The sequence below is a fragment of the Rhodanobacter sp. Soil_C_14 genome, assembly GCF_057657335.1.
In genome coordinates this window covers 639219-665299 of the sequence record NZ_JBDGIQ010000002.1, presented here as the reverse complement: position 1 = coordinate 665299, position 26081 = coordinate 639219, and the positions used below count along the sequence as shown (strand labels likewise).

The window sequence follows — 26081 nt, the reverse complement described above, 5'->3', positions numbered from 1 at the left end:
CCCGACCCGGCCATCGTGCCGGGGTTTTTCATGTCTGGCGAAACACCGTGTTGCCGAGATCATTCAAAAGGACGAGTCGGAAGCCTGCGACGTTTGGTAAACTGTGAGGTACATTAATTAACTTCCCCTCCCCGGAACCCCACATGTCTCTGCGTACCCTTGCTCGTCACGCCATCGCCCTCGGCCTGATCGCCGCCGCCATACCCGCCACGGCCGCCACCCGCATCGAGATCCAGGGCGGGCGCAGCTACATGGACAGCTACGGCAGCAATGCCGCCTTCGTCGAGGCGGTGTTCCCGGCGCATCCGCTCGGCGGCACCCGCTACAGCTGGTCGCCCGACGTGTCGCTGGGCTGGATCGGCGGCCGCGACGTGCACCGCTACGACTACAGCCCCTACACCACGCGCCCGTCGGTGGCGCTGCTGGCCGGCGGCGTGCGCGTCCACCGCGGTGACGCCGGCGACTGGTACCAGCCCCTGTTCGCCAGCTTTCAGGTGGCCGCCACCAATCACACCACCCAGGCGCTGTCCAGCCACTACCAGTTCGTCAGCACGCTGGGTTGGCAGGCGAAACACTTCACCCTGGCGATCCGCCATGTCTCCAACGGCAGCCTGAGCGGCCCGAACCGCGGTGAAACGATGGCCTTGGTCGGCGTGGCCTTCGATATCTGAATCAGCTGAAACACGACGGCCCCGTTCGGGGCCGTCGTGCTGTTGCCGGTTGCGCGGGCGACCCGCTCAGTGGCCGCCGGCGGCCGGGCCGGCCTTGGCGCCGAACGGCGGCTTGGCCAGCCAGATCACCAGCACCAGTCCCAGGAAGATCCAGCCCAGCGCGTGGAACACCTCGTTGAACGAGATCTGGTAGCCCTGCTGGGTGATCATGTTGTTGATCAGGCTGCTGGCGCCTTGCGCGTCGCCGTGGCCGAGCTGGCTGATGGCTGCCTGTGAGGTGGGGTCGTAGGCGGTGATGTGTTCGGCCAGCTGCTCGTGGTGGCTGACCGCGCGGCGCTCCCACAGCAAGGTGGTGATCGAGGCCGAGAAGCTGCCGCCTAGCGTGCGCAGGAAGGTGGCCAGCCCCGATCCCGAGGCGATCTCGTTCTGCTGCAGGTCCGACAGCAGGATGGTCAGGATCGGCATGAAGAACAGCGCCACGCCGAGACCCTGCCACAGCTGCACCATCGCCACGTGGTAGAAGTCGATGCCGATGAAGAAGTCCGAGCGCATGAAGCAGGTCATGCCCATCACCACGAACGCCACCGAGGCCAGCAGCCGCAGGTCGACCTTGGTGGCGTACTTGCCCACGAAGAAGGTTAGCAGCACCGGGATGACGCCCAGCGGCGCAGTGGCGTAGCCGGCCCAGGTCGAGGTGTAGCCCAGGTTGCGCTGCAGCCACAGCGGCACCAGCAGGCCGATCGAGAAGAACGCGGCGTAGGCCAGGATCAGCGCGATGGTGCCCGCGGTAAAGTTGCGGTGCCGGAACAGCTTGAGGTCGACGATCGGGTCCTTGTCGGTCAGTTCCCAGATCAGGAAGATCGCGATGCTGATCGCCGAGACGATGCTGGTGACGATGATGAAGGTGGAGTTGAACCAGTCCTCGTCATTGCCTTTGTCCAGCACGATCTGCAACGCGCCCACGCCGATGATCAGGGTGATCAGGCCGACGTAGTCGATCTTCGGACGCTCGGTCTTCTCGACCTTGCCGCGCAGCTGGCTGGCCACCACCATGCTGGCGAAGATGCCGATCGGCACGTTGATGAAGAAGATCCACGGCCACGAATAGTTGTCGGTGATCAGGCCGCCCAGGATCGGGCCGGCGATCGGCGCCACCACCGTGACCATCGCCAGCAGCGCCAGCGCCATGCCGCGCTTGGCCGGCGGGTAGATGCCAATCAGCAGGCTCTGCGTGATCGGATACATCGGCCCGGCCACCGCGCCCTGCAGCGCGCGGAACAGGATCAGCATGCCCATGCTCTGCGAGACCCCGCACAGGAACGAGGTCAGCGCGAACAGCAGCGTGCAGGCGGTGAACAGCCGCACCTCGCCGAAGCGGCGGGTGAGGAAGCCGGTCAACGGCAGCGAGATCGCCATGCTCACCGCGAACGAGGTGATCACCCAGGTGCTCTGGTTGTTGCTGACGCCGAGGTTGCCGGCGATCGTCGGCAACGACACGTTGGCGATCGTGGTGTCCAGCACCTGCATGAAGGTCGCCAGCGACAGACCGATCGTGCTCAGTGCCAGATTGGGTGGACGGAATTGGGTGGTCATCGGCGTCGGTCAGTGATGGGGCTTTTGCTTGCTCCTCCCCCTGCGAGCAGGGGGAGGTTGGGAGGGGGTAACGCTCTTGACCTTCCCTCAAGATCAAGAGCCAACCCCACCCCAACCCTCCCCTGCGAGCAGGGGAGGGGGCTTCATTTGTTGCCGGCCATGTTGGCGTGGATGATCTGGTTGATCGTCGCGTCCGCGGTGACCAACTGCTGCTTGTAGACGTCGGTGCTGAAGGCCGGCTGGGTGGGCGACTTCTGGGCCAGGGTCGGGCCGTTCTGGTCGTGCAGGCTCACGTCCACCGTCACCGACATGCCCAGCCGCAGCGGGTGCTTTTCCAGCATCGCCGGATCGTCGAACACCACGCGCACGGGAATGCGCTGCACGATCTTGATCCAGTTGCCGGTGGCGTTCTGCGCGGGCAGCAGCGAGAACGCGCTGCCGGTGCCGACACCCAGGCTCTGCACCTTGCCCTTGTATTTCACCGAGCCGCCGTAGACGTCCGACTCGATCTCCACCGGCTGGCCGATGCGCATTTTCGTCAGCTGGGTTTCCTTGAAGTTCGCATCCACCCACACGCCGTGCAGCGGCACCACGGCCATCAGCGCGGCGCCGGGCAGCACGCGCTGGCCGACCTGCACCGAGCGTTTGGCCACATAGCCGTCCACCGGCGCCACCAGGCTGGCGCGGGCGTCGTCCAGATAGGCCGCCCGTAACCTGGCTGCGGCAACCTGCACGTCCGGGTGCGAGGCGACCACGGTGTCGTCGACCAGCACCTTGCTGGTCTGGTACTGCTGTTGCGAAGTGATCAACGCGCTCTCCGCGGTGGTCAGCGCGTCGCTGGCGTGCGCCAGTTCCTCGGCCGAGATCGCCCCGGACTTGGCCAGCGCCACGCGGCGCTTGTAGTCGGCGCGGGCCTTGTCGACCGCGGTCTTGCGCGCGGCCACGTCGGCCTGGGCGCCGTTGACGCTGGAATACAGGCCGCGCACCTTGCGCACGGTGTTGGCCAGGTTGGCCTTCGCCTCGGCCAGCGCCACGTCGGCGTCGCTGGGATCGAGCTGCACCAGCACGTCGCCGGCGTGCACCAGGTCGCCGTCGTCGGCGCCGATGCTGACCACGGTGCCGGGCACCTGCGGGGTGATCTGCACCACGTTGCCGTTGACGTAGGCATCGTCGGTGCCTTCGTACCAGCGGCCGTCGAGGAAGTACCACAAGGCCCAGGCGATGATGCCGAGCAGCACCACCAGGCCGAGCAGGCGCAGCATGAAGCCGCGCGGATTCTTCTTCGGGGCGGCGGGAGTCGTGGCGGCCGTGCTATCGGCCGGAGTGGAGGTCGGGCTGGACATGGGGCTGCCTCAGGAACGTGAGATGGGGGAAGAAGAGGAAGAGGCGGGCGCGTCGGCCTGCGGCTGGAAGCCACCGCCGAGCGCCTCGATCAGCTGTACGGAAAGGTCGACCTGCTGCGCTTCCAGCGCGGCCACGCCGCGGTTGGCCGTCAGCAATTGCTGACGCACCACGAGCGCTTCGAGATAGCTGCCGATGCCGGCCTTGTAACGCTGCTCGGCCAGTTGCCAGGCCTGCCGCGCCGCGGTCTGCGCCCGCCGCTGCGCGTCCAGCTGCAGTTGCACGGCATGCGCGGCGGAGAGTTCGTCGGCCACTTCGTTCAGTGCGCCGACCAGGGTCTGGTTGTACTGCGCCACGGCCAGGTCGTACTGCGCATCCTTGCCGGAAAGGTTGGCGCGCAGGCGGCCGCCGTCGAAGATCGGCAGGCTCAGCGTCGGGCCGAACTGGTAGAAGCGCGCGGGCAGGGTGAACGGATTGCCGCCACCCAGCGTGATCACGCCGGCCATCGCGCCCAGGCTGATGTTGGGCAGGAACTCGGTCTTTGCGGCCTTGATGTCCTTGCCGGCCGCTTCGACACGCCAGCGCGCGGCGACCAGATCGGCACGGTGGCCGAGCAGGTCCAGCGGCAGGTTGTCGGGCACCGCGAGCTGGGCCGGGGTGAGCAGGTGCGGGCGACCGATCTGCAGGCCGCGATCCGGACCCTTGCCCAGCAGCACCGACAGCGACGAACGGGCGGCGTCCACCGCGCGATCGGCCAGTGCGGCGTCCTGCTGCGCCACGGCCACTTCGCCATCGGACTGCTTCAGCGCGATCTGGTTGTCGATGCCGGCGGCGACCCGCTGGCTGGTCAGCGTGCGGGCCTGGCTGGCGCGTTCCAGCTCGCCCCGGGCCAGGTCCTGCTGGGTGAATGCATAACCGAGCTGCGCATACGCGCGCGCCACGTTGCCGGACAGCTCGATGCGCGCGGCGCGGGCGTCGATCTCGGCGGCGCGGGCGGAACCCAGCGCGGCTTCCCACGCGGCACGCTTGCCACCCCACAGGTCGATGCCCCACTTGAAGCTCACGTCGGCGTACTTGGCCAGCGCGAAATGGCCGCCGCCGGAATCCGCCGGCATCACCGTGGTGGGGATGCGTGCGCCGGACACGCTGGCGCCGGCGTTGATGCTGGGCTTGCGCGCCGCGTCGGCACGGCCGGCCTCGGCCTGGGCTGCGCGGGCGCGCGCGTCGGCCACGCCAAGGCCGGGATTGTCGTGCAGCGCCTCATCGATCAGCGCGTCCAGCTGGCTGTCGCCCAGCGCGTGCCACCAGTCCTGCGCGGGCCACGCGGCCGGCGTCAGGTCCAGCCGCGCGAGGCTGCGCTCGGCTTTCAGCGAGGCGGCATCGATCGGCGTGCCATCCGGCTGCAGGCCACCGCTGCTGGCGCAGCCGGCCAATGCCAGGGTCAGGGCGGTCGCAGCCGCCAGTAAGTGCAGACGCATGGGTGGAAGTCCGGGGAAGAGAGGGAGATTGGGGGAGGGATCAGTTCTTGTCGCGAAGCGCGCTCAGCACGCGCCCCAGGTAGTCATGCAACCGGGCCTGTTCGGTCGACGTCATCGAGCGCTGCGCCGCCGTCATCACCCGCTCGCTGCACAGCGAGGCGGAGTTCTGCCAGACCGCGTTGCCGGCGCTGGTCAGCTCGATGCGCAGGGCGCGGCGATCCTGTGCGTGCGGCGTGCGGCGCAGCAGGCCCTTGCGTTCGAGCTGGTCGAGCTGGCGCGTCATGGCGCCACCGTCGAGCTCCACCGCACGGGCCAGCTCGGTGGCCGACACCGCACCCAGCTGATGTGCCTTCTTCAGGATCAGGAACTGGGTGAAGCTCAGGTCCAGATCCTGCTTGGCCAGCTCCGCCTCGACCGCACGCACGATTTCGGAGCGCACCATGTTCAGCAACATGCCCAGGCTCGGCGGGTGTGCCGGGTCGCTGGGGGGCGAGTGCAAAAGCGGAGCTTCGGTCTTCATGCCGCGCATTCTATTGCCAAAACTATAGTTGTCAAGGCAAATATGTCTGTGTTGATGCTTGCGCAGGCAAATTACGTTCGAACGCCGCCCCCGCCCAGTTCCGCCAGCTCGTCGGCCAGCCAGGCGCGCAAGGCGGGGTCGCGCAATTCGAACAGGTCGAACACGCCCAGCGCCCGCAAGGTGGGCAACTGGGCCAGCAGCCGCGGTTCGACTTCGCGGCGCAGGGTTTCGGGAGTGGCGGGATCGAGCATCAACTGCGCCGCGGCGACGAAGGTGACGCAGGCCTCGTTGGCGTCGAGCGTGGGCCGGGTTCGCAGCAAGGTGGGGGTATTCACGGGCATCGGTTTCCTCCGGGATCAGATGGAAGACGTTTCTGCCGGCAGGGAATGGACAGAGCGCCAGAGGGACGTGCTGGATGGGTCGACCCAGTGTAGTTTTCTGCCCGCCTGGCCTGATAACGTGAATAAGTCAAAAAGTGTCGAGAACCCGCCAATGGGACACCAGGAACAATTTCTGCGCATCGAGCGGGCGGACGGCCCGGGCCTGATCGCCTTTGTCGTGAACGACCTGGCACCGGAACGGGAGAGCGTGTGGCACAGCCACCTGCGCGGCCAGTTCATGTACGTGGAAAGCGGCCTGGTGTGCGTTCGCACCCGGCTCGGCTTGTGGACGCTGACGCCACATCGGGTGGGCTGGATGCCGCCGGGCGAGGAACACACCGTCAGCGTGATCCAGAGCACCCACGGCTGGGGCGTGTTCGTGGCGCCACAGGCCGCCGTCGGCATGCCGGACGAGCCCAGCGTGCTGGGCGCCAACGAGCTGATGCGGGCACTGGTGCATCGCGCTTCCGCCTGGGCCGACAGCGATCGGCTGGACGAGGGGCAGCAACGCATCATGGACGTGCTGATGGACGAGATGCGCCGCGCGCGGATCGCCGATCATCCGCTGCACCTGCCGATGCCGGATGACCGGCGCCTGCTGCGCATCTCGCGCAAGCTGCTGGCCGAGCCGCATGACAACCGCAGCCTGGAGGCATGGGCCGACTGGGCCGGGCTCTCTGCGCGCAGCCTGAGCCGGCTCTTTCGCAGCGAAACCGGCTGCAGCTTCGCCCAGTGGCGACAGCAGGCCCGGCTCAGCCGGGCGCTGGAACGCCTGGCCGCCGGCGAACAGGTGGGCGAGGTCGCCGATGCGCTGGGCTACGTCAGCGTCAGCGCCTTCGTGGCCATGTTCCGGCGCCAGTTCGGGCGGCCGCCGGCGCGCTACTTCGCCCAGCGCTCCGCACCGGTGTGATGGGCTCATGTGATGGGCCTGGCGGGCACCGATAAGCCCGGCTTATCGGCCTGATCACAAATCCGTCCTTGGTCGACGAAGCGGTGCGGGCATAGCATGACCCGGCGCCATTTCGCGCTGCCGGAAAGTCAGCGAGGTCATCATGATCCGTTCGTTCGTGCCCGCATTGCTTGCGCTGGCCCTGTTTTCCACCGGCGCCGTTGCCGGCAACGACTTCTGGCAGACCCCGACCATCCACGGCGCCGGCCGGATTCATCCGATGCCGCAGGCGGCCTACCAGCCCGATCGCCAGGCCACCTACAAGGTCGTGTTCAGCCTGGGCAAGGCCGGCGACAAGCCGACCACGGTGAGTCCGTCGCTGGATCACGTGGCGCGGGCGGTGAACCTCTACGTCAACGCCGGCGTGCCGCTGTCGCACCTGAAATTCGTGGCGATCGCGGCCGGGCCAGCCACGCCGATCGTGTTGAACGACGCGCAATACCGCAAGAAATACGGCGTGGCCAATCCCAACCTGCCGCTGATCGCCCAGCTGCGCAAGGCCGGGGTGGATGTCGCCGTGTGCGCCCAGGCCGTGGCCGAACACGACTTCCAGTACGACTGGGTCGATCCGCAGGTCACCGTGGCGCTGTCCGGGCTGACCACGGTGATCGACCTGCAGCAGCAGGGTTACGCGTTGAGCCCGCAGTAAATCCATCCGCAGGAGCAGATCGTCATGCGCCATCCGATTCCCCGGCTGTTGCTGGCCGCCGCCGCATGCGTGCTGAGCGTTGCCGCCAGCGCCGCCGACCAACCCGACTACCTGCCGCCGTGGAATCCGCCGCCGGCCGGCCTGCAGTTCAGCGTGCCGCCGTTCGACGCGATCGCCGACCTGCACGGCGACATCGTCGATCCGCAGCTGGTGGTGTTCTTCGCCGGCAACCAGTTCATGGTGGTGCACGACCTGATGGATGCATTCCGGCAGGCGCATCCCGCCTACCAGCGGATCTTCGTGGAAACCCTGCCGCCGGGCATCCTGGCCAAGCAGATCGAGAGCGGCTCGCTGGTCATGGGCAACCTGCGCATCACTCACCGTCCGGACGTCTATACGGCCGGCAAGGGCGCCATCGCCGACCGGCAGAAAGAGCACGGCTGGTTTGCCGAGACGCATGACTACGCGCGCAATCCGCTGGCGATCCTGGTCGCCCGGGGCAACCCGAAACACATCACGGGGCTGGCCGACCTGGGTCGCGGCGACGTGCGGGTCAGCATGCCGAACCCGGCCTGGGAAGGCATCGCGAAGCAGATCGAGGCGAGCTACCGCAAGGCCGGTGGCGAGGCGCTCGACCACACCATCATGCAGGCCAAGGTGGCCGACGGCACCACCTTCCTCACCCGCATCCATCATCGCCAGTCGCCGCTGCGCGTGCTGCAGGGCGCATCGGACGCGGCGCCGGTGTGGTCGACCGAGGCGTATTTCCAACAGCAGATCCTGCATCACCCGGTGGAAACCGTGGCCATTCCCGAGGCGCAGAACGCGGTCGCCACGTATACCGCGGCGCGCATGAGGAACGCGCCGCACGAGCAGGCGGCGAAGGACTTCATGGCCTTCATGCAGAGCCCCGCCGCGGCCGCGGTGTATCGCAAGTACGGCTTCCTTCCCGCCCACTGAGGTGCACGCCATGCTCCGGCCGGCCATACGTCGTTTGTTCGGGATCGTCGCGCTGGCCGGCATCGGCATGCCGCCTGCTGCGCTGGCCGTCGATGCCGCCGCCATCGCCAACGCGGGCAACGGGCGGGGCGCCGCGCCGTGCATGGCCTGCCATGGCGCGGACGGCGCCGGCCAGGCCGCCGCGGGCAATCCGCGACTGGCGGGTCTGGATGCCGCGTACCTGCAGAAGCAGCTGGACGACTTCGTCAGCGGCGCGCGCAGCAACCCGGTGATGCAACCGACGGCGGCCGCGCTGAGCGAAGACGAACGCCACGCGATGGCGACGTACTACAGCCAGCTGCCGCTGGCGGCGAAACCGGCGACGGCGCTGCCCGCGCCCGACAGCGCCGGTGCGCTGCTCGCCACGCGGGGCGACTGGAGCCGCGGCGTGCCCGGCTGTGTGCAATGCCACGGCCCGGGCGGCAGCGGCGTGGGTGCAAACTTTCCGCCGCTGGCCGGCCAGCCAGCCAGCTACATCGAGGCCCAGTTGAAAGCCTGGCAGCAAGGCACGCGACACAACGATCCGCTGCAACTGATGCAGCATCTGTCCGCGGCCCTCAGCGCGCAGGACATCGAGGCGGTGGCGGCATGGTTCGCGGCCCAACCCGTTCCGGCTGCGGAGGCTGTGCCATGAAGTTCGTGCTTGCAGGTTTCGCGTTCGTCTGTGTCCTGACCGCTTGCACTCAGAAGCCGGCGCCCGCGCCTGCTCCGGCGACCGCCGCCTCGGTGCCGAAAGCGGTGACCGCCGCGCCCGCGTCGACGACGTTCTCGCCGCCGGCTGAGTCGGCGATTCCCGCCGGGCCGCTGGGCGACGTGATCCGCCAGGGGCGCGACATCTTCACCGACACGCCCACGCACGCGAAGGCGTATGTCGGCAACGGGCTGAGCTGCAGCAACTGCCATCTCGATGCCGGTCGCCAGGCGAACTCGGCGCCGCTGTGGGGCGCCTATGGCGTGTACCCGCAGTACCGCAAGAAGAACGGCAAGGTGAACACTTTCGGCGAACGCCTGCAGGGCTGTTTCCGCTTCAGCATGAACGGCAAGGCGCCGCCGCTGGACAGTGCCGAGATGGTGGCGCTGGAAACCTACGCCTGGTGGATGGCCACCGGCGCACCGGTGGGGAAGAAGTTGCCTGGCGCGGGCTATCCGAAGGCTGGCTTCAAGCCGCCGCAACCACCGGACTACGCGCGTGGCGAAACCGTGTTCAAGAACAACTGCGCGCTCTGCCACGGCGACGACGGCCAGGGCCAGCAGGTTGCCGGGCGCAACGTGTTTCCGCCGCTGTGGGGGCCGCAGTCGTTCAACTGGGGCGCCGGCATGCACCAGCTGGACAACGCCGCCGCCTTCATCAAGGCGAACATGCCGTTCAGTCGCGGCAACACGCTGAGCGACCAGGACGCATGGGACGTCGCGATGTACATGGACGCGCACGAGCGTCCGCAGGACCCGCGCTTCGACGGCAGCGTCGGCGAGACGCGCAAGAAGTACCATGACACGCCGATGTCGCTGTACGGCACCGAGGTGCAGGGACATCTGCTTGGGGCGCCGACGGGCAGGCACTGAGTTCCCGCGAGCCCGCGGTATCCAGCGGGCGTGCGCCAAGAGTAGAGTTCGCCAACGGTGAGGCTGCCGTGGACACTCGCCGCAAGGGCGCGGGTCACCATCCAGCGGGGACATGCAGATGCGGTTGATGGTTTCGGTGATTTTCGCCGCGGGCCTGTTTGGCTGCGCCGTTGCGGCACAGGCGGCCACCACGCCGCAGCAGGTCGCGTCGTTCCTGCAGAGTCCCTTGCTGGCCCCCGCTTCGGTCGCTGCCGTCCATCAACGTTGCGCCACTTCGTTGCAGCTCGATGATTCGCTGCGCGCGGCACTGGAAGCACGCACCGGCCCGGCCAGCATGGCGCAGGACTTCCAGGCCTACGACGAGCTGAGCAACGTGCTGATGATGGGCGGCCTGGAACTGGACCTGGTCGATTCCACAAATCCGGACCAGGCAATCCGCGACGCCGCCCGGGCCTGCGCCAGCAAGCTGGCCGAGAAGGTGGCCGGCGTGTCGCTGTCCCGACCGATCTACGACCGGCTGGCGGCGATTCCTTCAACGGGGCTGGAGCCATCGGTGGCTTACGCGCTGGAAAAGATCCTGCGCAATTACCGCCTGGCCGGCGTGGACAAGGATGCGGCGACCCGCGCCAAGGTCGCGGCGCTGAAACAGCAGATCACCGACGCCGGCCTGGCGTTCCAGCGCAACCTTGCCGAGGACAAGAGCGAGGTCACGCTGGCGTCGGTGGACGACCTGGCCGGCATGCCGCAGGACTACATCGACGCGCACAAACCGGCCGCCGATGGCCTGATCCATATCCGCACGGTGGCGCTGGACGCCAATCCGCTGATCGAATTCGCCGACAAGGCGTCGGTGCGCAAGCAGATGTACCTGCGCTTCGCCAACCGCGCCTGGCCCGCCAACGAGGCCACGCTGAAAACCCTGCTGGCCAGGCGCGCCGAGCTGGCCCACCTGCTGGGCTACCGCAGCTTCGCCGCGCTGGACACGGCCGACAAGATGGTCGGCACGCCGCAGCACGTGAAAGCCTTCCTCGACAGCATCGCGGCCGCCGCGATCGACGGTTCAAAACGCGACAACGCGACCCTGCTGGCCGAGCAGCAGCGGCTGATCCCCGGCGAATCCACCTTGCAGGCATGGAACGTCAGCTACCTCACCAACATCGTGAAGAAGCGTGACTACGGATTCGACGAGGCGCAGGTGCGGCAGTACTTCACCTATGCGAAGACCCGTGACGGCGTGTTCGCGCTGATGCATGACCTGTTCGGTGCCGACATCCGGCCATGGAAAGGTGCGCACTTCTGGTCGAGCGATGTCGAGGGCTATGAGCTGTATGACCACGGCAAGCTGGTCGGCCGGTTCTTCCTCGACATGCATCCGCGTGCGGGGAAATTCCAGCATGCGAAAACCGCCGCGGTGCGGATGGGCCTGGCCAACGGGCAGATCCCGCTGGCGGGTCTGGTCTGCAATCTGCCGGCCACCGGGCCGATGGACCATGCCGGCGTCAAGACCTTCCTGCACGAGTTCGGCCACCTGCTGCACGTGCTGTATTCGGGCCACCAGCAGTACGTCTCGCAAAGCATGATGACCCTGCAATGGGACTTCATCGAGGCGCCTTCGCAGTTGCTGGAGGAGTGGATCTGGAACGCCGACACCTTGCGGCGATTTGCGACCAACGCCAAGGGCGAACCGATTCCAGCGGCGCTGGTGGCCAAGATGAATGCCGCCCGTCACTTCGGCGAAGCGAGCTACTGGCGCCGCCAGCTCGGCTTGGCCAACGTGTCGCTGGGCTTCCACGACCAGCCCGCCGGCTTCGATCTGGAGCCGATGTGGCTCAAGCTCTACGACCCGTACGGGCCGGTGCCCACGCCCGATGGCGCGCACGTCTACGCGGCGTTTGGCGCCCTGGAAGACTACGGCGCGTTCTACTACACCTACGTCTGGTCCAAGGCGATCGCGCTGGACCTGTTCACCCGCTTCAAGGCCGCAGGCATGCGCAACCCGCAGGTGGCGATGGCCTACCGCAAGGCCGTGCTCGACCCCGGTGGCTCGGAAAGCGCCGAAGATCTGATCGAGCATTTCCTGGGACGACCGATGAGCACGGCGGCGTTCCGGCAGATGTTGCAGAAGTAGGCGCGGGACGCGGCGGACGACGGCGTATTCGCTTAACCCGAGATTTACGTCATCGCGCGCAGCCTGCAACGAGGCACCGCAGGGCCACAGTGCCTGTGCCGGGATTCGGGCCCCTTCTGGAGGAATCAATGAAAAAGCTGCTCATCGCGAGCTTCGCGCTCGCGCTGCTGGTCCCTGCGTGCGTGTTTGCGCAAGACGCATTCAATGGCACGTGGAAAACGGATGCCAGCTCGATGCACGAGACCGGCGGCAAGCCGGTGATCATGACGCTCAAGGATGGCATGTTCACCGACAACACCACGCCCCCCATCAGCATCAAGGCCGATGGCGAGGACCACACGGTCAGCGGTCATCCCAATTTCGACAGCATCGCGGTCAAGGTGATCGACGACCACACGGTCCAGCGCACGACCAGGATGGGTGGCAAGACGCTGGCCACCTCGACCTTCACGGTAGCCGCGGACGGCACGACCGCCACGGCCATGTCCACCTCGAACCGCGATGGATCCGAATCCACCTCGAAAGCGATGTTCCACCGGGTGGGCAAGGCATCCGCCGGATCGAATGCCGTGGCCGGTTCGTGGCGGTTCGACCACCTGGCCGACGTAAGCGGGCCTGCCAGGACCGACACCTACAAGGTCGATGGCAACAAGGTCGATTACAACAGCGGCAACGGCGGCTCGTACGCCGGCGTGATCGGCGGCAAGGCGGTGCCGTTCATGCAGAATGGCAAGCAGAGTGGCACGGTGTCCGTGAAGCGCATCGGCAAGAACGCCTTGCGCGAAACCTATTTCATGGATGGCAAGCCACGGCTCACCAGCACCATGACCATCTCGGCGGACGGCAAGAGCATGAAGACCGCCAATCACTCGATGGATTCCGGAAGCACCCAAACCTGGAACTCCACAAAGGAGTAAACCGGTTGCTCGCCGGGCGGCCGGAGTCGCGCCGTTGAAACGAGGGAAAGGCCTGGTTAGCCAGGCCTTTTCGTTTGATCGTGGTACGAAACCGGAACACCGGCGCAGGGCATCGGTCATCCCGAATCCCGGCCGGTCCGTGCCCGGTGCATGCGCGGCGCCGGAACGAATCCCCGCGCCGCGCCTGCTTGCTGCACTTACGGCGACGCGATCCGCGTGCCGCTTTCGCGGGCGCAGAACGGCGCGCCCTGCGGCGCACCCTCCGGGAAATAGTCCTGCACCGAGACCGTGCCGGTGAGGCTGTTGCCATGATTCGACAAGGTGATGTCCCGGGTCATCACGCGAAAGCCGGTGAAGGTTTCCAGCGGCGGCTGGAACAGGTTGAGGCGCATCCGCGCGCGGAACCGGTTGCCGCCGGCATGGCGCCACTGGCCGAGCGTCATGCCCATCACGGTGGGCGGCGCATTGTTGGTGGCGACGAGGGCGCCACCATGCAGGAACAGGTTGGTGCCGCGCCCGATCGGATGCAGCGGTGCGCCGCTGTGGCAGTCGACCTGCTCCACCTGCTCGTCCCACAAGCCCTCGATCCGCTGCGAGGGGAGCAGGGCAGCCGCCGCGACATCCGCCGGTCCGACCGCCTTGTCCAGCGGTATCGACTGGGCCGGCGCCAGCAGCGGCGCGGCCGTGAAGGCAAGCATCAGTGCGGATTTCATCATCACGTGTTTCATCTCGGTCACCTCGGAATCATCGGGTCTGGATGCCCTCGCAGCGACGCTGTCGCGCAGGTCGCCGGGCGACGCGTACACTCGCCCCGTGTCCCGCTGAAAGTCGTTGGCAAACCGGCTGAAGATTGCTGAATTCTTCTGAAGCCCGCTCGCCAGGCGGCCTGACGGCCGGGTGGTTCGTTCGACAGCCGGTGCTAGGTACGCGATCCCCGGTCGGGAGGTGACGTGAGCGAGCCGCGACAGCCTGATTACGCCTTCGGCGATTTCCGCATCGACGTCGCCGCGCGGCAGTTGTGCCGCGACGACGGCACGCCGGTCCCGCTGACGCCCAAGGTGTTCGATACCTTGCTGCTGCTGGTGGAGAACGGCGGCAAGGTGCTCGGCAAGGAGGCGCTGATGACGGCGATCTGGCCGAACCGGATCGTCGAGGAGAACAACCTCACGCAGAACATCTCCGCGCTGCGCCGCGTGCTGGGAGCGAGCGCGGGCGACCATCGCTTCATCCTCACCGAGCCGGGGCAGGGCTATCGTTTCGTCGAGCCGGTGCGGCGGATGGCCGACCCGGAGCCGGCGGGCGCCGCGCCGGTTCCGGCGCAAGGAGTGCCCGCGCAGGAAGACGTGTTGCCCGTGCCGCCAGCCCCCGGACGTTCGTCACGCCGCATCGGCATCGTCGACGTGCTGGCCCTGCTGGCGATCGTCATCGCGGCAGGCTGGTTCTGGCACGCGCGCACCGCCGCGCCGGTGCCGGTTCCCAGCCTCGCGGTGCTGCCATTCAAACCGCTGCCGGCAGATGCCCACGATGCGGTGCTGGAACTGGGCATGGCCGACACCCTGATCACCAAGCTGAGCACCAATCCGCACGTGGTGGTGCGCTCGCTGGATGCGGTGCGTCGGTATGCCGGCGCAGGCCACGATGCGATCGCCGCCGGGCAGGCGCTGGGCGTCAATTCGGTGCTGGAAGGTTATGTGCAGCGGCGCGGCGATCGGGTGCGGGTGAATGCGCGGCTGCTGGCGATTCCCGGTGGCGCGGCGTTGTGGACGGGCAGCTTCGACGAAAATTTCGACGACGTCTTCGCGATGCAGGACGCGATCACGCAGAAAGTGGCCACGGCGCTGTCGCTCAAGCTTGATCGCGACGAACGCCTGCGCATGCAGCAGAACTATACCAGCAACGTCGCCGCCTATCAGCTGTATCTCGAAGGGCGCCTGCACCTGCAGAACGCCACGCCGCCGGAACTGGTCCGCAGCATCGAGGCCTTCCAGCGCGCGTTGAAGATCGACCCCAACTACGCGCTGGCCTACGTGGGGTTGGCCGAAGGCTATCGGCGCCAGGCGATCATCAGCGACGCCGACCCGCAGATCGTGCTGCCGCTGGCCAGGGCCGCCGCGCTGCACGCGCTGAAAATCGATGACACGTTGGCCGAAGCGTATGTGCCGCTCGGTTTCGTCCACTTCTGGTACGACTGGGACTGGGCTGCGGCGGAAGCCGCTTTCCGGCGCGGGATCGCACTGCAGCCGAACTTCGCCGACCTGCATTTCGGCTACGCGGCGTTGCTGTCCAACCTCGGTCGCAACGACGAGGCATTGCACGAGAGCCAGCGCGCGCGCGAACTGGATCCGACCTCGCCGCTGTACGTCGCACTGGAGGCCAGTTTCGTGGCCTATGCCGGCCGCCCGGACGAGGCGCGCATGCAGGCCGAAGGGGTGCGCCGTGCGCACCCGGACTTCTGGATCGCCCATCTCGTGCTCGGCTGGCTCGACAGCAACGCAAGGCGCTACGCCGCGGCGGTCGACGACTTCGCCGCGGCCAGCAAACTGTCCGGCGGCAGCCAGCAGGCGGTCTCGATGCTCGGCTTCGCGCTGGCCCGCGCTGGCCGCACAGCGCAGGCGCAGGCCGTGCTCGATGACCTGCTGCAGCGCGCGCAGCAGGCGTACCTGCCGCCCACCAGCATCGCCACGATCTATTGCGGCCTGGGCGACAACGCGCACGCGCTCGACTGGCTCGAACGCGGCTATGCCGCGCACGACGTGCGGATGACCTTCCTCCGGGTGGATCGCCGCTGGGATGCGTTGCGCGCCGACCCGCGCTTCGTCGCGCTGCTGCGAAAGATGCACCTGGCCCGGGAAGGCCACGGGTAACTCGCCATCGCGTGAAGCTTCAGGCAGGCCGTCATCCGGACGAACGGGATGATGCGGTCTGCCATTGCGGTAGCCGGCGATGGCATGATATATAAATTCATTAATTAGAATATACGAAACAACCATTATGCATCCCTACCTGCTTTCCGTCCTTGGCGGCGTCCTGATCGGTGTGGCTGCCGTGCTGCTGATGGCGGCGCTGGGGCGGATCGCCGGCATCAGCGGGATTGCCGGCAGCCTGATCCGTCGCGGCGTCGGCGATCGCGGCTGGCGGATCGCCTTCGTGGCGGGCCTGGTCATCGCGCCATGGCTGCTCTGGCTGATTCGCGGCGACAGCGGCATCGGCGCGCCGCAAACAGGTTTGCCGTGGATGCTGCTGGCCGGCCTGCTGGTGGGCTTCGGCACGGGCATCGGCAGCGGCTGCACCAGCGGCCACGGCGTCTGCGGCATCGCGCGCCTGTCGCCCCGTTCCCTGCTGGCCACCGCGGTCTTCATGGTCTTCGGCATCGCCACGGTCTACGTGGTCCGCCACCTGCCCGGAGGGCTGTGACATGAAGCTGCTACTCGGCCTGCTGGCCGGCCTGCTGTTCGGACTGGGCCTGAGCCTCGGCGGCATGACCCAGCCGGCGGTGGTGCTGGGTTTCCTCGACATCTTCGGCCAGTGGGACCCACGCCTGGCGTTCGTGATGGCCGGTGCGGTGCTGACCACGGCGATCGGCTACCGGCTGGTGCTGCGGCGTGCGCGTCCGCTGCTGGCGGACGCCTTCCAGCTGCCCACCTCGCGGCGGTTCGATATGCGGCTGGTAGGCGGCGCGGCGCTGTTCGGCATCGGCTGGGGCATCGCGGGATACTGTCCCGGTCCTGCGCTGGCCTCGCTGGGCGCGACCGATCCGTCCCTGCTGGCGCTGGTGGCAAGCATGGTCGTTGGCTGGTGGCTGGCATCGCGGTTGCCGGCGGCCCGGCGTTGAGGGAGCACGTCATGCAACGTCCCGAAGTGAAGTCGTTCTTCCACGAACCGAGCAACACCTTCAGCCACGTGGCGTGGGACCCGGCCACGATGAAGGCGGCGGTGTTCGACGTGGTGCTCGACTACGACGCGACGTCCGGGCGCACCGGCCATGCGTCGGCCGACGCGGTGATCGCCTTCGTGCAGGCGCAGCGGCTCGACGTCGAATGGCTCATCGAGACGCATGCCCATGCCGATCACCTGTCCGCGGCGCCGTACGTGCGCGAGCGGCTGGGTGGCCGACTTGCCATCGGCGAGCACATCCGCGAGGTGCAAGCGACCTTCGCCACGCTGTTCAATGCCGGCGCCGGCTTCGCCCGTGACGGCAGCCAGTTCGATCACCTGTTCGCCGACGGCGAGCGCTACCTGCTGGGCGGCATCGATGCGCAGGCGCTGCACACGCCCGGCCACACGCCGGCGTGCATGGTGCATGTGATCGGCGACGCCGCCTTCGTCGGCGACACCTTGTTCATGCCCGACTACGGCACCGCCCGCTGTGACTTCCCCGGTGGCGACGCGGCCACGCTGTACCGCTCGATCCGCAGGATCTTCGCGCTGCCGGACGCGACGCGGCTGTTCCTGTGCCACGACTACCAGGTGCCGGGACGGGACGGGTTCGTCTGCGAAACCACCGTGGCCGCGCAGCGCACGGGCAACGTCCACGTGCGCGACGGCATCGATGAGGCGGCCTTCGTGGCCATGCGCCGCGCCCGCGACGCCACCCTGAAAGTGCCGCAGTTGCTGTTGCCCGCGGTACAGGTGAACATGCGCGCCGGCCACCTGCCGCCGGCCGAGGACAATGGCGTGCGCTATCTGAAAATTCCGCTGGATGCGATCTGATCGCCGGCGCGGCTTCACCCTGGAGGGAAACCCATGCAACCCCGTCAACTCACCGAGCAGCTCAGCGTCGCCCCGCAGATCGCCGCGGCGGACATGCCGGCGATCGTCGCGCAGGGCTTTCGCAGCGTCGTCAACAACCGGCCCGACGGCGAAGAGCCGGGCCAGCCGGACAACGCCGGGCTGGAAGCGGCGGCACTCGCGGCGGGCCTCGAATGGCGGCATATCCCGGTGGTGTCGGGCAAGGTCAACGATGACCAGGTGCGCAGCTTCAGCGAGGCGCTGGCGCAACTGCCCGGGCCGGTGCTGGCGTTCTGCCGCAGCGGCACGCGCTGCAGCGCGCTGTGGGCGCTGTCGTCCGACGACACCGTCGACAACATCCTGGCCACCACCGAGGCGGCCGGTTACGACTTGTCGATCCTGCGCGGCTGGCTGGAAATGAGCCGTCGCTGATGGCCACCGTCACCCGGCGCAAGCCTCGGGCGCGGCACGTCGCCGCGCCGGCCCTGCCGGCGCAGCTGCATCGCCACGCCGACGAGGCGGTCGCGGTGCTGAAGGCGATGGCCAGCCACAACCGGCTGATGCTGCTGTGCGAGCTGGTGCAGGGCGAACGCTCGGTCGGCGAGCTGGCGCAGGCGCTGGGGCTGGCCCAGGCCACCGTGTCCCAGCACCTGTCGCTGTTGCGTCGCGACGGCGTGGTCAGCGGCCGGCGCGAAGCGCAGACGATCCATTACCGCATCAGCGACCCGCGCGTGCAGGCGCTGATGACCACCTTGTTCAGGCAGTTCTGTGTCGACGACTGACCTTCCACCTGCATGGAAACCGCGATGACGCATCTGCTGACCATGCAGGCCCTGCTGGCGATCGCCTGCGGTTCGGCCGTGGGTTTCTCGCTGGCCCTGATCGGCGGTGGCGGCTCGATCCTGGCGGTGCCGCTGCTGCTGTACGTGGTCGGCGTGCACGACCCGCACCTGGCGATCGGCACCAGTGCGCTGGCGGTGTCGTTCAATGCGTTCGCCAACCTGATCCCCCATGCGCGTGCCGGCCACGTGCGCTGGAAGGTGGCCTTTACCTTCGCCGCCACCGGCGTGCTCGGCGCCTTCATCGGCTCCAGCATCGGCAAGGCGATCAACGGCCAGCACCTGCTGGTGCTGTTCGCGCTGCTGATGATGGTGGTGGCCGGCTTCATGCTGCGCGGGCGGCGCGGCGGCGTGGATCGCTATCCGCTGCCGGGCATGTATCCGCGACTGGGTGCGGTGGGCCTGGGCACCGGCAGCCTGGCCGGCTTCTTCGGCATCGGCGGCGGCTTCCTGATCGTGCCCGGGCTGATGTTCGCCAGCGGCATGGAGATCATCTACGCGATCGGCACCTCGCTGTTCGCGGTCGGCTCGTTCGGCCTCACCGCGGCGACCAACTACGCGATCTCCGGCCTGGTCGACTGGCCGGTGGCGGCCGAGTTCATCGGCGGCGGCATCGTCGGTGGCTGGCTGGGCGCGATGGGTGCGAAGCGGCTGGCGAAGACGCGCGGCGCGCTGAACATCATCTTCGCGCTGGCGATCATCGCGGTGGCGATCCTGATGCTGGTGAAGAGCCTGCGCGGCTGATGCCCGACCGCACCGATGACTTTGGCCGGTGCTGCGGCACAATGCGCCCTGGTCGCGCTGGAATTCCCCGATGATTTTCGTGTTGCTGAGCGTGCTGTGCAGCGTGCTGGTGTCGGTGTTGCTGAAACTGGCGCGCCGATTCCGGCTCGACGTGGGCCAGGCGATCGCCTGGAACTACCTGGTGGCCAGCGTGCTCACCGCGCTGCTGCTGCAACCCGCGCCGGTCAGCCTGCGCGCACCGGGCGTGCCGTGGCTGGCGCTGGTCGCGCTGGGCATCCTGCTGCCGACCATCTTCCTCGCCTTGGCCGCCGCGGTGCGCCACGCCGGCATCGTGCGCAGCGACGCGGCGCAGCGCTTGTCGCTGCTGCTGTCCCTGCTGGCCGCGTTCGTGCTGTTCGGCGAACAACTCTCCGCGTTCAAGCTGGGCGGCATCGCGTTGGGCCTGCTCGCCGTGCTGTGCATGGTCTGGCGCAGCGGGCACGCACCGACGAACCAGGGCGTCGCCGGCTGGCTGTATCCGCTGCTGGTGTTCGCCGGCTTCGGCGTGATCGACATCCTGTTCAAGCGCGTGGCCATCGCCGGCGTGGCGCTGGGCACTTCGCTGCAGGCGATGTTCGCGCTGGCGCTGGTGGTCGCGTTCGCGATGCAGCTGTGGCGCCGCGTCCGCGGCGGCACCCGCTTCACCGCTCGCAGCGCCGTCGCCGGACTGCTGCTGGGCCTGGCCAACTTCGGCAACATCCTGTTCTACCTGCGCGGCCACCGCGCCCTGCCGCAGCATCCGGCGCTGGTCTTCGCGAGCATGAATATCGGCGTGGTGGCGCTGGGTGCGGTGGTTGGACTGGTGCTGTTCCGGGAGCGCTTGAGTCGGCTCAACCTGGCTGGCGTGGCGCTGGCGGCGGTGGCGATCGGGGTGCTGGCGCGGGGGTGAGTTCATTCCGCTGGACTGGATCAGGCGAACCGCCCGCCGTCTGATGGAAAGTTGGCGCGAGCCGATGTGGTAGAACACGACCTGCTCTTGGAGTTTCCGCCGCTCCTTGCCGGCCGCGTTTGTTCAGTGAAGCCACCGGCAAGCACTTCGGACCGCGCTGCGCTACGGTAGCTCAGAAGTACGAGTAGGGATGTGGTGAACAAGATCACCCTCAGATTGCCTTATGGCTACGGGAAGTAGAAACAGATGGCGCTAATCAAATGTCCCGACTGTCAGTCAGAAGTAAGCGATGCCGCGCCAGCTTGCCTCAAGTGTGGGAGACCCATAGCATCCGCTCCCACAATTCCAAAGCGCACATCATTTTCATCAACTTCGGCGACAAAAAATCCTGCAGAGCAGACGAAGGCGAGCAAAGTAGTCGCGCTCGTCATTCTCTTCATTATTGTTGTATCCGGGATCAATTACGCACTGCAGAACAGTAGTAATACTTCGGCTCCTGTTCCTGCGGCGACTGTGGCTATCACAGCACCCAAGAAGTTCGAGCAGGCGGCCAAACTGTCTGCGCCGACTCAGCAACAATCGCAGAGTATTTCCGTCAACGAAAATGTTCGGTTGAACGACGCGATGAAAAAGCCGAAAGAGCTGCCGCCGCCGTCGTTTGTTGCCGCCACTAGTAACGGCCCGGGCTTTGAGCCAGTCGCGGCTTGCCACTTCCTTTCTTCAAACACAATGTTCACCAAAGGAGGCGACTACACTCCGATGTGGGATGACACTGTGGACGACTACTCTTGTGGCACTACCTATTTTCAGTTGGGTCCCGCGACTGGCAATGGTTTGGCGAACAACATTTCAATGTATGGCCGTGGCACTTCAAAGACGGTTAAACGGGTAAATCTCCTGCTTAATGTTAACGACGTGGGTACGTTGGACAAAGCGAACGCCGCCTTCCGGTCCGCAGCAAGTGACCTTTTCAAAGCCGCACTGCATAGAAATTTGGATAAGCAGATGGAGGCGGCGTTAAAGACATCTACGGTCGGGACATGGATGGTCGGCAGCTACAAAATAGAGCTGCTTCGAGACGATTGGCCAAGAGGCAAAGGCTACTCGCTGAACTTCGTGATTCGTGACCCCGCGTTCATCGCCGGGTTCTAACTGTCGGCCTCTTTGTTCGCCCTCTGCGGCTCTACCGCTCCCTTACGAGCCGCGCGAACGCCTTTGGCGAAGCATTCTCAAAACGGTCCAGCAGCAGTTTCACGAAGGCGGCCACTCGGGCGCTCACATGTCGATGCGAGGGATACAGTGCCCATACTTCGACCGGGTGGTCGGCGAGCATGCCCCAGTCGAGCAGCCGGCCGGCGTCGATGTCGGCCTGGACCAGCGAGCGCGGCATGGCAGCGGCGCCCACCCCGGCGATCACCGCATCGTGGATCATCGCCATCGACGACAGGCGCAGCACGGTGTGCGTCGCGATGTGGCGCACGCTGCGCGCGCGGGTGAGTTGCCAGGTGGCATCGGCGGGCGTGCGCGACAGGGTGATGGCGGGCACGGCGACGGTACTTCTTCCCGCTGGCCGCGGCAGCGACGGTGCGGCCACGACCACCATCACGTCGCGCAGGAAGCAACGGCCGGCCAGGTCGGTCGAGGGATCGGGGTTGGCGCGGATGATCAGGTCGAAATCGTCATCCACCGGATCGACGAAGCGATCCTCGGTGACCACTTCCAACTGCACCTGGGGATAGGCGAGCGCGTAGTCCGCGGCGATGCGGCCCAGGCCGCGCTGGCCGAACAGCACCGGCGCGCTGATGCGCAGGCGGCCGCGTGGCGTGCCGATGCCCCCGCGCAACACCTCGCCCACTTCGTCGATGTGTTCCAGCAGCGACTGCGTCCGTTCCTGCAGCTCGCGTCCTTCCGGCGTCAGCCGGAGCGTGTGGCCGCCGCGCTCGAACAGGCGCACGCCCAGCGCGTCCTCCAGCTGGCGTACCCGCCGCGACAGCGTGGCCTTGGGTCGGCCGGTGGCCCGGGCGGCGCGGCCGAAACCGCCGTGTCGCGCCACGTCGTTGAAATCGGCCAGGGCGAGCAGATCCACGCGTGTTCCATGAATGAGACGGGATGTCCAGATTATGCGGCTATCGGGACGCTTCTTGAAACAGCAGGATAGCGTTGTCCACCACCTTGAAGGAGATCCCCATGAACATTCTCGTCACCGGCAGCACCGGCACCATCGGCAGCCTCGTCGTCCGCGGGCTGGCCGCGCGGGGCGCCAGCGTCCACGCGTTGACGCGCGACCCGGCCAAGGCGTCGTTTCCCGAGGGCGTCATCGCGGTCAAGGGCGACCTGACCGACGTTCCCTCGATGCGTGCGGCGCTGAAGGAGGTCGACACGCTGTTCCTTCTGAATGCCGTGGTCGCCGATGAAGTGACCCAGGCGATCGGCACGCTGAGCCTGGCGCGCGAGGCGGGCATTAAACGCGCCGTGTACCTGTCGGTACTCAACAGCGATGCCTACACCGACGTGCCGCATTTCACCGGCAAGTACGCGGTGGAACGGATGATCGAGCAGTTCGACCTGCCAGTGACCGTGCTGCGCCCGTCCTACTTCATGCAGAACGATGCGGCGCTCAAGGACGGCCTGCTGCAGGGGCGTTACGGCATGCCCATCGGCAACGTCGGCGTGGCGATGGTCGACGTGCGCGACATCGCCGAGATCGCGGTGGCCGCGCTGCTGCGCCGCGCGCGGGCCGCGACGCCGCTGCCGCGCGAGGTGATCGAGATCACCGGCCCGGACGTGCTGACCGGTGATGTGCTGGCGACGATCTGGTCCGGCGTGCTCGGCAAGCCCGTGACGCCCGCGGGCAACGACCTCGATGCCTGGGAGACCGTCATGGCCGGCTTCATGCCATCGTGGTCGGCTTACGATTTGCGCCTGATGCTGGCGCGCTTCCACGTCGACGGCATGCTCGGCAAATCAAACGCGGTGGAGCTGCTCACCGGCCTGCTTGGCCATCCGCCGCGCCGTTATCGCGACCTTGCCGGGGAGCTGGCGAAGGCGTGGGAGGCGGCTTGAGTGAACTCGAATGGACGAGGGTAATTGATTCCAAGTCTTCGACTTCGCCAGACGCACAGCCCGGTCTCAGGCCGGCTCTCAAACCCCCGCCTTGCGCCGCCCACCGCCACCCCGCGGCGCCTGCGCCACATGCCGCGGCGCCGTTGATCCGCGCACCACCAGCTCCGGGCTGAAGCCTTCGTTTGCATGCTGGGCCGGCTCGCCATTGGCTTCGCGCTGCAGGTCGCCGATCAGGCGCTGGGCGGCATGCCGCGCGATTTCCTCGGTGGCCTGGCGGGCGGTGGTCAATGCCGGCCAGGACTGTTTGGAGAACGGGCTGTCCTCGAAGCCGGCGATGGACAATTCATACGGCACGTTGATGCCGTCGGAATGGGCGGCGGCGAGCACGCCGGCGGCGATCTCGTCGTTGGAGCCGAAGATCGCGGTGGGGCGATCCTTCAGCGCCAGCAGTTTGCGGGCGCCGCGGAAACCGTCGTCGAAGGTGTAGTCGCCGGCGAGGATCAGCTTGCGGTCGAGCGGGATGCCATAGTCCTTCAGCGCGTCCTCGTAACCCTGGTAGCGCTCGGGGCTGGAGCGATGCTCGCGGCCGCCCCACAGGAAGCCGATGCGCTGATGGCCGAGCTGGATCAGGTGCTCGGTGATCGCGTAGGCGGCGTCGCGGTCGTCGACGTAGACACAGGGAAAGCCGTCCTGCGGGTCCTTGCGCGCGGAGATGATCCGGATGAACGGGATCTTCGCCTCGACCAGGCTGCGGATCAGTTCTGGCTGTTCGGACATCGGCGGCGCCAGCACCAGGCCGGCCAGGCGCGATCGCTGCACCAGGGTGCGCAGCTCGTCGGCCAGTTTCGGCGAGGCCGAATCGCAGGGGTGGATCTGCAGGCCGAAGCCGCTGGAGCGGCACACCGACAGCACGCCGCGCTGCAGGTTGATGATGTAGTGCGCGTTCGGGTTGTCGTAGACCAGTCCGATCGCGTAGGCGCGGGTGCTGCGCAGGCTGCGCGCGGAGGGGTCGGGCTGGTAGCCGAGCGCGTCGATCTCGCGCTGCACCTTCTCGCGGGTGCGGGCATGCACGGACGGTTCGTTGTTGATCACTCGCGAAACGGTCTTCAGCGAGACGCCGGCCCGTTCCGCGACATCCTTGATGGTGGCACTGCGCACCCGTTGAACCTCATGCATCGTGATTGGTGACGCCGCTGCCGTCGAACCGAAGCGGGCGCCGCCGGATTGCGCGGCGGCGCATGCATCCTAGCTCAAGTGCCTTGTGCCGCGCTGCTGGCGGCGGCCTGGCCGATGCGGTGCCCGGCCAGGCCGTAGTAGAGGATGTACAGGTAGCACGGCACCATCACGCACAGGAAGGCCAGCTGGAAATCGATCAGCTGCTTCAGGTGCACGAAGACCTGCGGGATCAGCGCGCCGCCGACGATGCCCATGATCAGCAGCGCGGAGGCCGCCTCGGTGTGCCGGCCAAGCCCCTTGATCGCGAGCGGGAAGATCGCCGGCCACATCATCGCGTTGGCGAAGCCCAGCGCGGCGACGAAGCCCACCGACACGTAGCCCCGGGTGACGTACGCGCCGATCGCGAACAGCACGCCCAGCACCGCCGACACGGCCAGGTAACGCTGCTGCGAGATGAAGCGGGGGATCACCAGCAGGCCCACGACGTAGCCGGCCAGCATGCCGAGCATGGTGTAGGAGGTGAAATGCTTGGTGGCGTCCAGCGGCAGGCCGAAGCCCTGGCCGTAGATGCCGATCGCGTCGCCTGCCATCACCTCCACGCCGACGTAGAGGAACAGGCACAGCACGCCCAGCCACATGTGCGGAAAGCTGTAGATGCTGCGGCCGGCATGGCCGATCGCCCTTTCGTCGTTCGCGCCGGCGGGCTTGATCTCCGGCAGCGACGAGCGCACCACCCAGATCGCCAACAGCACCAGCAGCGCCGCCATCGCCATGTACGGCCAGTACACGCGCGCCGCGAAACCGTTGAGCAGGGCCTCGCGCGCCGCCGCGGTGGGCGCGTCCTTCACCTGCTGGTCCAGCGTGTCGATGCCGCTGAGCACCAGTGCGCCGAACACCAGCGGCGCCAGCGCGCCGGCCACCTTGTTGCAGATGCCCATGAAGGCGATCCGCTGCGCCGCGCTGTCGATCGGTCCCAGGATGCTGATGTAGGGATTGGATGCGGTCTGCAGCAGCGACAGCCCGGCGCCGATCACGAACAGCCCGACCAGGGCGCCGTGGTAGATGCGGATGTTGATGAATTCGCCGAACAGCACCGCGCCGATCGCCATCACGAACAGGCCCAGCGCCATGCCCTTCTTCATGCCGGTGCGTCGCAGCACCACCGACGAGGGCAGGGCCAGGCAGAAGTACGACAGGTAGAACGCCACCGGGATCAGGAAGGCGCTGACGTCGTCGAGGTTGAAGGCGAGCTTCACGAAGATCGTCAGTGGACCGTTCAGCCAGGTGACGAAGCCGAAGATGAAGAACAGCACGCCGATGATCAGCATCGGACCGAAATAGCCGCGTTGGGACGGTGCCGCCGTCAGCGTCGTTGCCATGGATGTTTTCCCCGAGTCGCCGCGTGCGCCGATCGG

Annotated in this window: 27 protein-coding genes; 18 read left to right on the top strand and 9 right to left on the bottom strand. The window is 67.2% G+C overall.

Annotated elements, in window-relative coordinates; genetic code table 11:
* Nucleotides 1–143 precede the first annotated feature (143 nt).
* Nucleotides 144–671, top strand: a complete 528-nt coding sequence (locus AC3A56_RS08435; protein WP_487770014.1) for an acyloxyacyl hydrolase — start codon at nucleotides 144–146, stop codon at nucleotides 669–671.
* Nucleotides 672–737: 66 nt separating this feature from the next.
* Here AC3A56_RS08435 and AC3A56_RS08430 read toward each other — a convergent pair whose 3' ends face one another.
* From AC3A56_RS08430 to AC3A56_RS08410, 5 genes are all read right to left on the bottom strand, one after another.
* Nucleotides 738–2264 (bottom strand): DHA2 family efflux MFS transporter permease subunit, encoded by a 1527-nt coding sequence (locus AC3A56_RS08430; protein ID WP_056717672.1) that lies wholly within the window; start codon nucleotides 2262–2264, stop codon nucleotides 738–740.
* 143 nt (nucleotides 2265–2407) lie between these two features.
* Nucleotides 2408–3607, bottom strand: coding sequence for an EmrA/EmrK family multidrug efflux transporter periplasmic adaptor subunit (locus AC3A56_RS08425; RefSeq protein ID WP_487770013.1), 1200 nt, complete (start codon nucleotides 3605–3607; stop codon nucleotides 2408–2410).
* A 9-nt stretch (nucleotides 3608–3616) separates the two neighbouring features.
* Nucleotides 3617–5083 (bottom strand): efflux transporter outer membrane subunit, encoded by a 1467-nt coding sequence (locus AC3A56_RS08420; RefSeq protein ID WP_056763115.1) that lies wholly within the window; start codon nucleotides 5081–5083, stop codon nucleotides 3617–3619.
* 40 nt (nucleotides 5084–5123) lie between these two features.
* The gene (locus tag AC3A56_RS08415; RefSeq protein ID WP_235577688.1) at nucleotides 5124–5537 is read right to left on the bottom strand and encodes a MarR family transcriptional regulator; all 414 of its coding nucleotides are present in this window, start codon (nucleotides 5535–5537) and stop codon (nucleotides 5124–5126) included.
* Between the two features lie 137 nt (nucleotides 5538–5674).
* A complete protein-coding gene (locus AC3A56_RS08410; RefSeq protein WP_487770012.1) occupies nucleotides 5675–5944 on the bottom strand; it encodes a hypothetical protein in 270 nt (89 codons plus the stop codon).
* Between the two features lie 151 nt (nucleotides 5945–6095).
* On the opposite strand from AC3A56_RS08410, the gene AC3A56_RS08405 reads away from it, so the two are divergent.
* The 7 genes from AC3A56_RS08405 to AC3A56_RS08375 all read left to right on the top strand — a co-directional run bounded on the left by AC3A56_RS08405 (nucleotide 6096) and on the right by AC3A56_RS08375 (nucleotide 13188).
* A complete protein-coding gene (locus AC3A56_RS08405; RefSeq protein WP_487770036.1) occupies nucleotides 6096–6893 on the top strand; it encodes an AraC family transcriptional regulator in 798 nt (265 codons plus the stop codon).
* 142 nt (nucleotides 6894–7035) lie between these two features.
* Entirely contained in the window at nucleotides 7036–7581 is a 546-nt protein-coding gene (locus AC3A56_RS08400) for a DsrE family protein (RefSeq protein WP_487770011.1), read from the top strand.
* A 24-nt stretch (nucleotides 7582–7605) separates the two neighbouring features.
* Nucleotides 7606–8541 (top strand): substrate-binding domain-containing protein, encoded by a 936-nt coding sequence (locus AC3A56_RS08395; RefSeq protein ID WP_487770010.1) that lies wholly within the window; start codon nucleotides 7606–7608, stop codon nucleotides 8539–8541.
* Between the two features lie 10 nt (nucleotides 8542–8551).
* Nucleotides 8552–9214 (top strand): c-type cytochrome, encoded by a 663-nt coding sequence (locus AC3A56_RS08390; RefSeq protein ID WP_487770009.1) that lies wholly within the window; start codon nucleotides 8552–8554, stop codon nucleotides 9212–9214.
* The gene (locus tag AC3A56_RS08385; protein WP_487770008.1) at nucleotides 9211–10143 is read left to right on the top strand and encodes a c-type cytochrome; all 933 of its coding nucleotides are present in this window, start codon (nucleotides 9211–9213) and stop codon (nucleotides 10141–10143) included. The genes AC3A56_RS08390 and AC3A56_RS08385 overlap by 4 nt, the downstream gene beginning before the upstream one ends.
* A 118-nt stretch (nucleotides 10144–10261) precedes the next feature.
* Nucleotides 10262–12271, top strand: coding sequence for a M3 family metallopeptidase (locus tag AC3A56_RS08380; RefSeq protein ID WP_487770007.1), 2010 nt, complete (start codon nucleotides 10262–10264; stop codon nucleotides 12269–12271).
* Between the two features lie 89 nt (nucleotides 12272–12360).
* Entirely contained in the window at nucleotides 12361–13188 is an 828-nt protein-coding gene (locus AC3A56_RS08375; protein WP_487770006.1) for a hypothetical protein, read from the top strand.
* A 197-nt stretch (nucleotides 13189–13385) separates the two neighbouring features.
* Here AC3A56_RS08375 and AC3A56_RS08370 read toward each other — a convergent pair whose 3' ends face one another.
* Nucleotides 13386–13916 (bottom strand): hypothetical protein, encoded by a 531-nt coding sequence (locus AC3A56_RS08370; RefSeq protein WP_487770005.1) that lies wholly within the window; start codon nucleotides 13914–13916, stop codon nucleotides 13386–13388.
* Nucleotides 13917–14138: 222 nt separating this feature from the next.
* On the opposite strand from AC3A56_RS08370, the gene AC3A56_RS08365 reads away from it, so the two are divergent.
* From AC3A56_RS08365 to AC3A56_RS08325, 9 genes are all read left to right on the top strand, one after another.
* A complete protein-coding gene (locus AC3A56_RS08365) occupies nucleotides 14139–16052 on the top strand; it encodes a winged helix-turn-helix domain-containing protein (protein ID WP_487770004.1) in 1914 nt (637 codons plus the stop codon).
* Between the two features lie 127 nt (nucleotides 16053–16179).
* Complete coding sequence (locus AC3A56_RS08360) at nucleotides 16180–16602, top strand: YeeE/YedE family protein (RefSeq protein WP_056763134.1); 423 nt, start codon at nucleotides 16180–16182, stop codon at nucleotides 16600–16602.
* 1 nt (nucleotide 16603) lies between these two features.
* Entirely contained in the window at nucleotides 16604–17020 is a 417-nt protein-coding gene (locus AC3A56_RS08355) for a DUF6691 family protein (RefSeq protein ID WP_487770003.1), read from the top strand.
* Between the two features lie 11 nt (nucleotides 17021–17031).
* Nucleotides 17032–17898 carry an MBL fold metallo-hydrolase gene (locus tag AC3A56_RS08350; protein ID WP_487770002.1) on the top strand — a complete coding sequence of 289 codons (867 nt, stop codon included), beginning with the start codon at nucleotides 17032–17034 and terminating at the stop codon, nucleotides 17896–17898.
* Between the two features lie 33 nt (nucleotides 17899–17931).
* Nucleotides 17932–18348 carry a protein tyrosine phosphatase family protein gene (locus AC3A56_RS08345; protein ID WP_056717660.1) on the top strand — a complete coding sequence of 139 codons (417 nt, stop codon included), beginning with the start codon at nucleotides 17932–17934 and terminating at the stop codon, nucleotides 18346–18348.
* Nucleotides 18348–18698, top strand: a complete 351-nt coding sequence (locus AC3A56_RS08340) for an ArsR/SmtB family transcription factor (protein ID WP_487770001.1) — start codon at nucleotides 18348–18350, stop codon at nucleotides 18696–18698. The genes AC3A56_RS08345 and AC3A56_RS08340 overlap by 1 nt, the downstream gene beginning before the upstream one ends.
* Nucleotides 18699–18734: 36 nt before the next feature.
* Nucleotides 18735–19499 carry a sulfite exporter TauE/SafE family protein gene (locus AC3A56_RS08335; RefSeq protein WP_056717691.1) on the top strand — a complete coding sequence of 255 codons (765 nt, stop codon included), beginning with the start codon at nucleotides 18735–18737 and terminating at the stop codon, nucleotides 19497–19499.
* Nucleotides 19500–19569: 70 nt separating this feature from the next.
* On the top strand, nucleotides 19570–20427 hold the full coding sequence (locus tag AC3A56_RS08330; protein WP_487770000.1) for an EamA family transporter: 858 nt from the start codon (nucleotides 19570–19572) through the stop codon (nucleotides 20425–20427).
* Between the two features lie 246 nt (nucleotides 20428–20673).
* Nucleotides 20674–21579: a hypothetical protein gene (locus tag AC3A56_RS08325; protein ID WP_487769999.1), complete on the top strand. Its 906-nt coding sequence runs from the start codon at nucleotides 20674–20676 to the stop codon at nucleotides 21577–21579.
* A gap of 31 nt (nucleotides 21580–21610) precedes the next feature.
* Here the strand turns inward: AC3A56_RS08325 and AC3A56_RS08320 are convergent, their stop codons facing one another.
* The gene (locus tag AC3A56_RS08320) at nucleotides 21611–22513 is read right to left on the bottom strand and encodes a LysR family transcriptional regulator (protein WP_487769998.1); all 903 of its coding nucleotides are present in this window, start codon (nucleotides 22511–22513) and stop codon (nucleotides 21611–21613) included.
* A 101-nt stretch (nucleotides 22514–22614) separates the two neighbouring features.
* Between AC3A56_RS08320 and AC3A56_RS08315 the strand changes: the two genes are divergently transcribed.
* Nucleotides 22615–23490: an NmrA family NAD(P)-binding protein gene (locus AC3A56_RS08315; RefSeq protein WP_487769997.1), complete on the top strand. Its 876-nt coding sequence runs from the start codon at nucleotides 22615–22617 to the stop codon at nucleotides 23488–23490.
* A gap of 78 nt (nucleotides 23491–23568) precedes the next feature.
* On the opposite strand, the gene AC3A56_RS08310 is transcribed toward AC3A56_RS08315, so the two are convergent.
* Both AC3A56_RS08310 and AC3A56_RS08305 read right to left on the bottom strand, forming a co-directional pair.
* Nucleotides 23569–24648: a LacI family DNA-binding transcriptional regulator gene (locus tag AC3A56_RS08310; protein ID WP_487769996.1), complete on the bottom strand. Its 1080-nt coding sequence runs from the start codon at nucleotides 24646–24648 to the stop codon at nucleotides 23569–23571.
* Nucleotides 24649–24740: 92 nt separating this feature from the next.
* On the bottom strand, nucleotides 24741–26045 hold the full coding sequence (locus AC3A56_RS08305; RefSeq protein ID WP_487769995.1) for a sugar MFS transporter: 1305 nt from the start codon (nucleotides 26043–26045) through the stop codon (nucleotides 24741–24743).
* Nucleotides 26046–26081 lie beyond the last annotated feature (36 nt).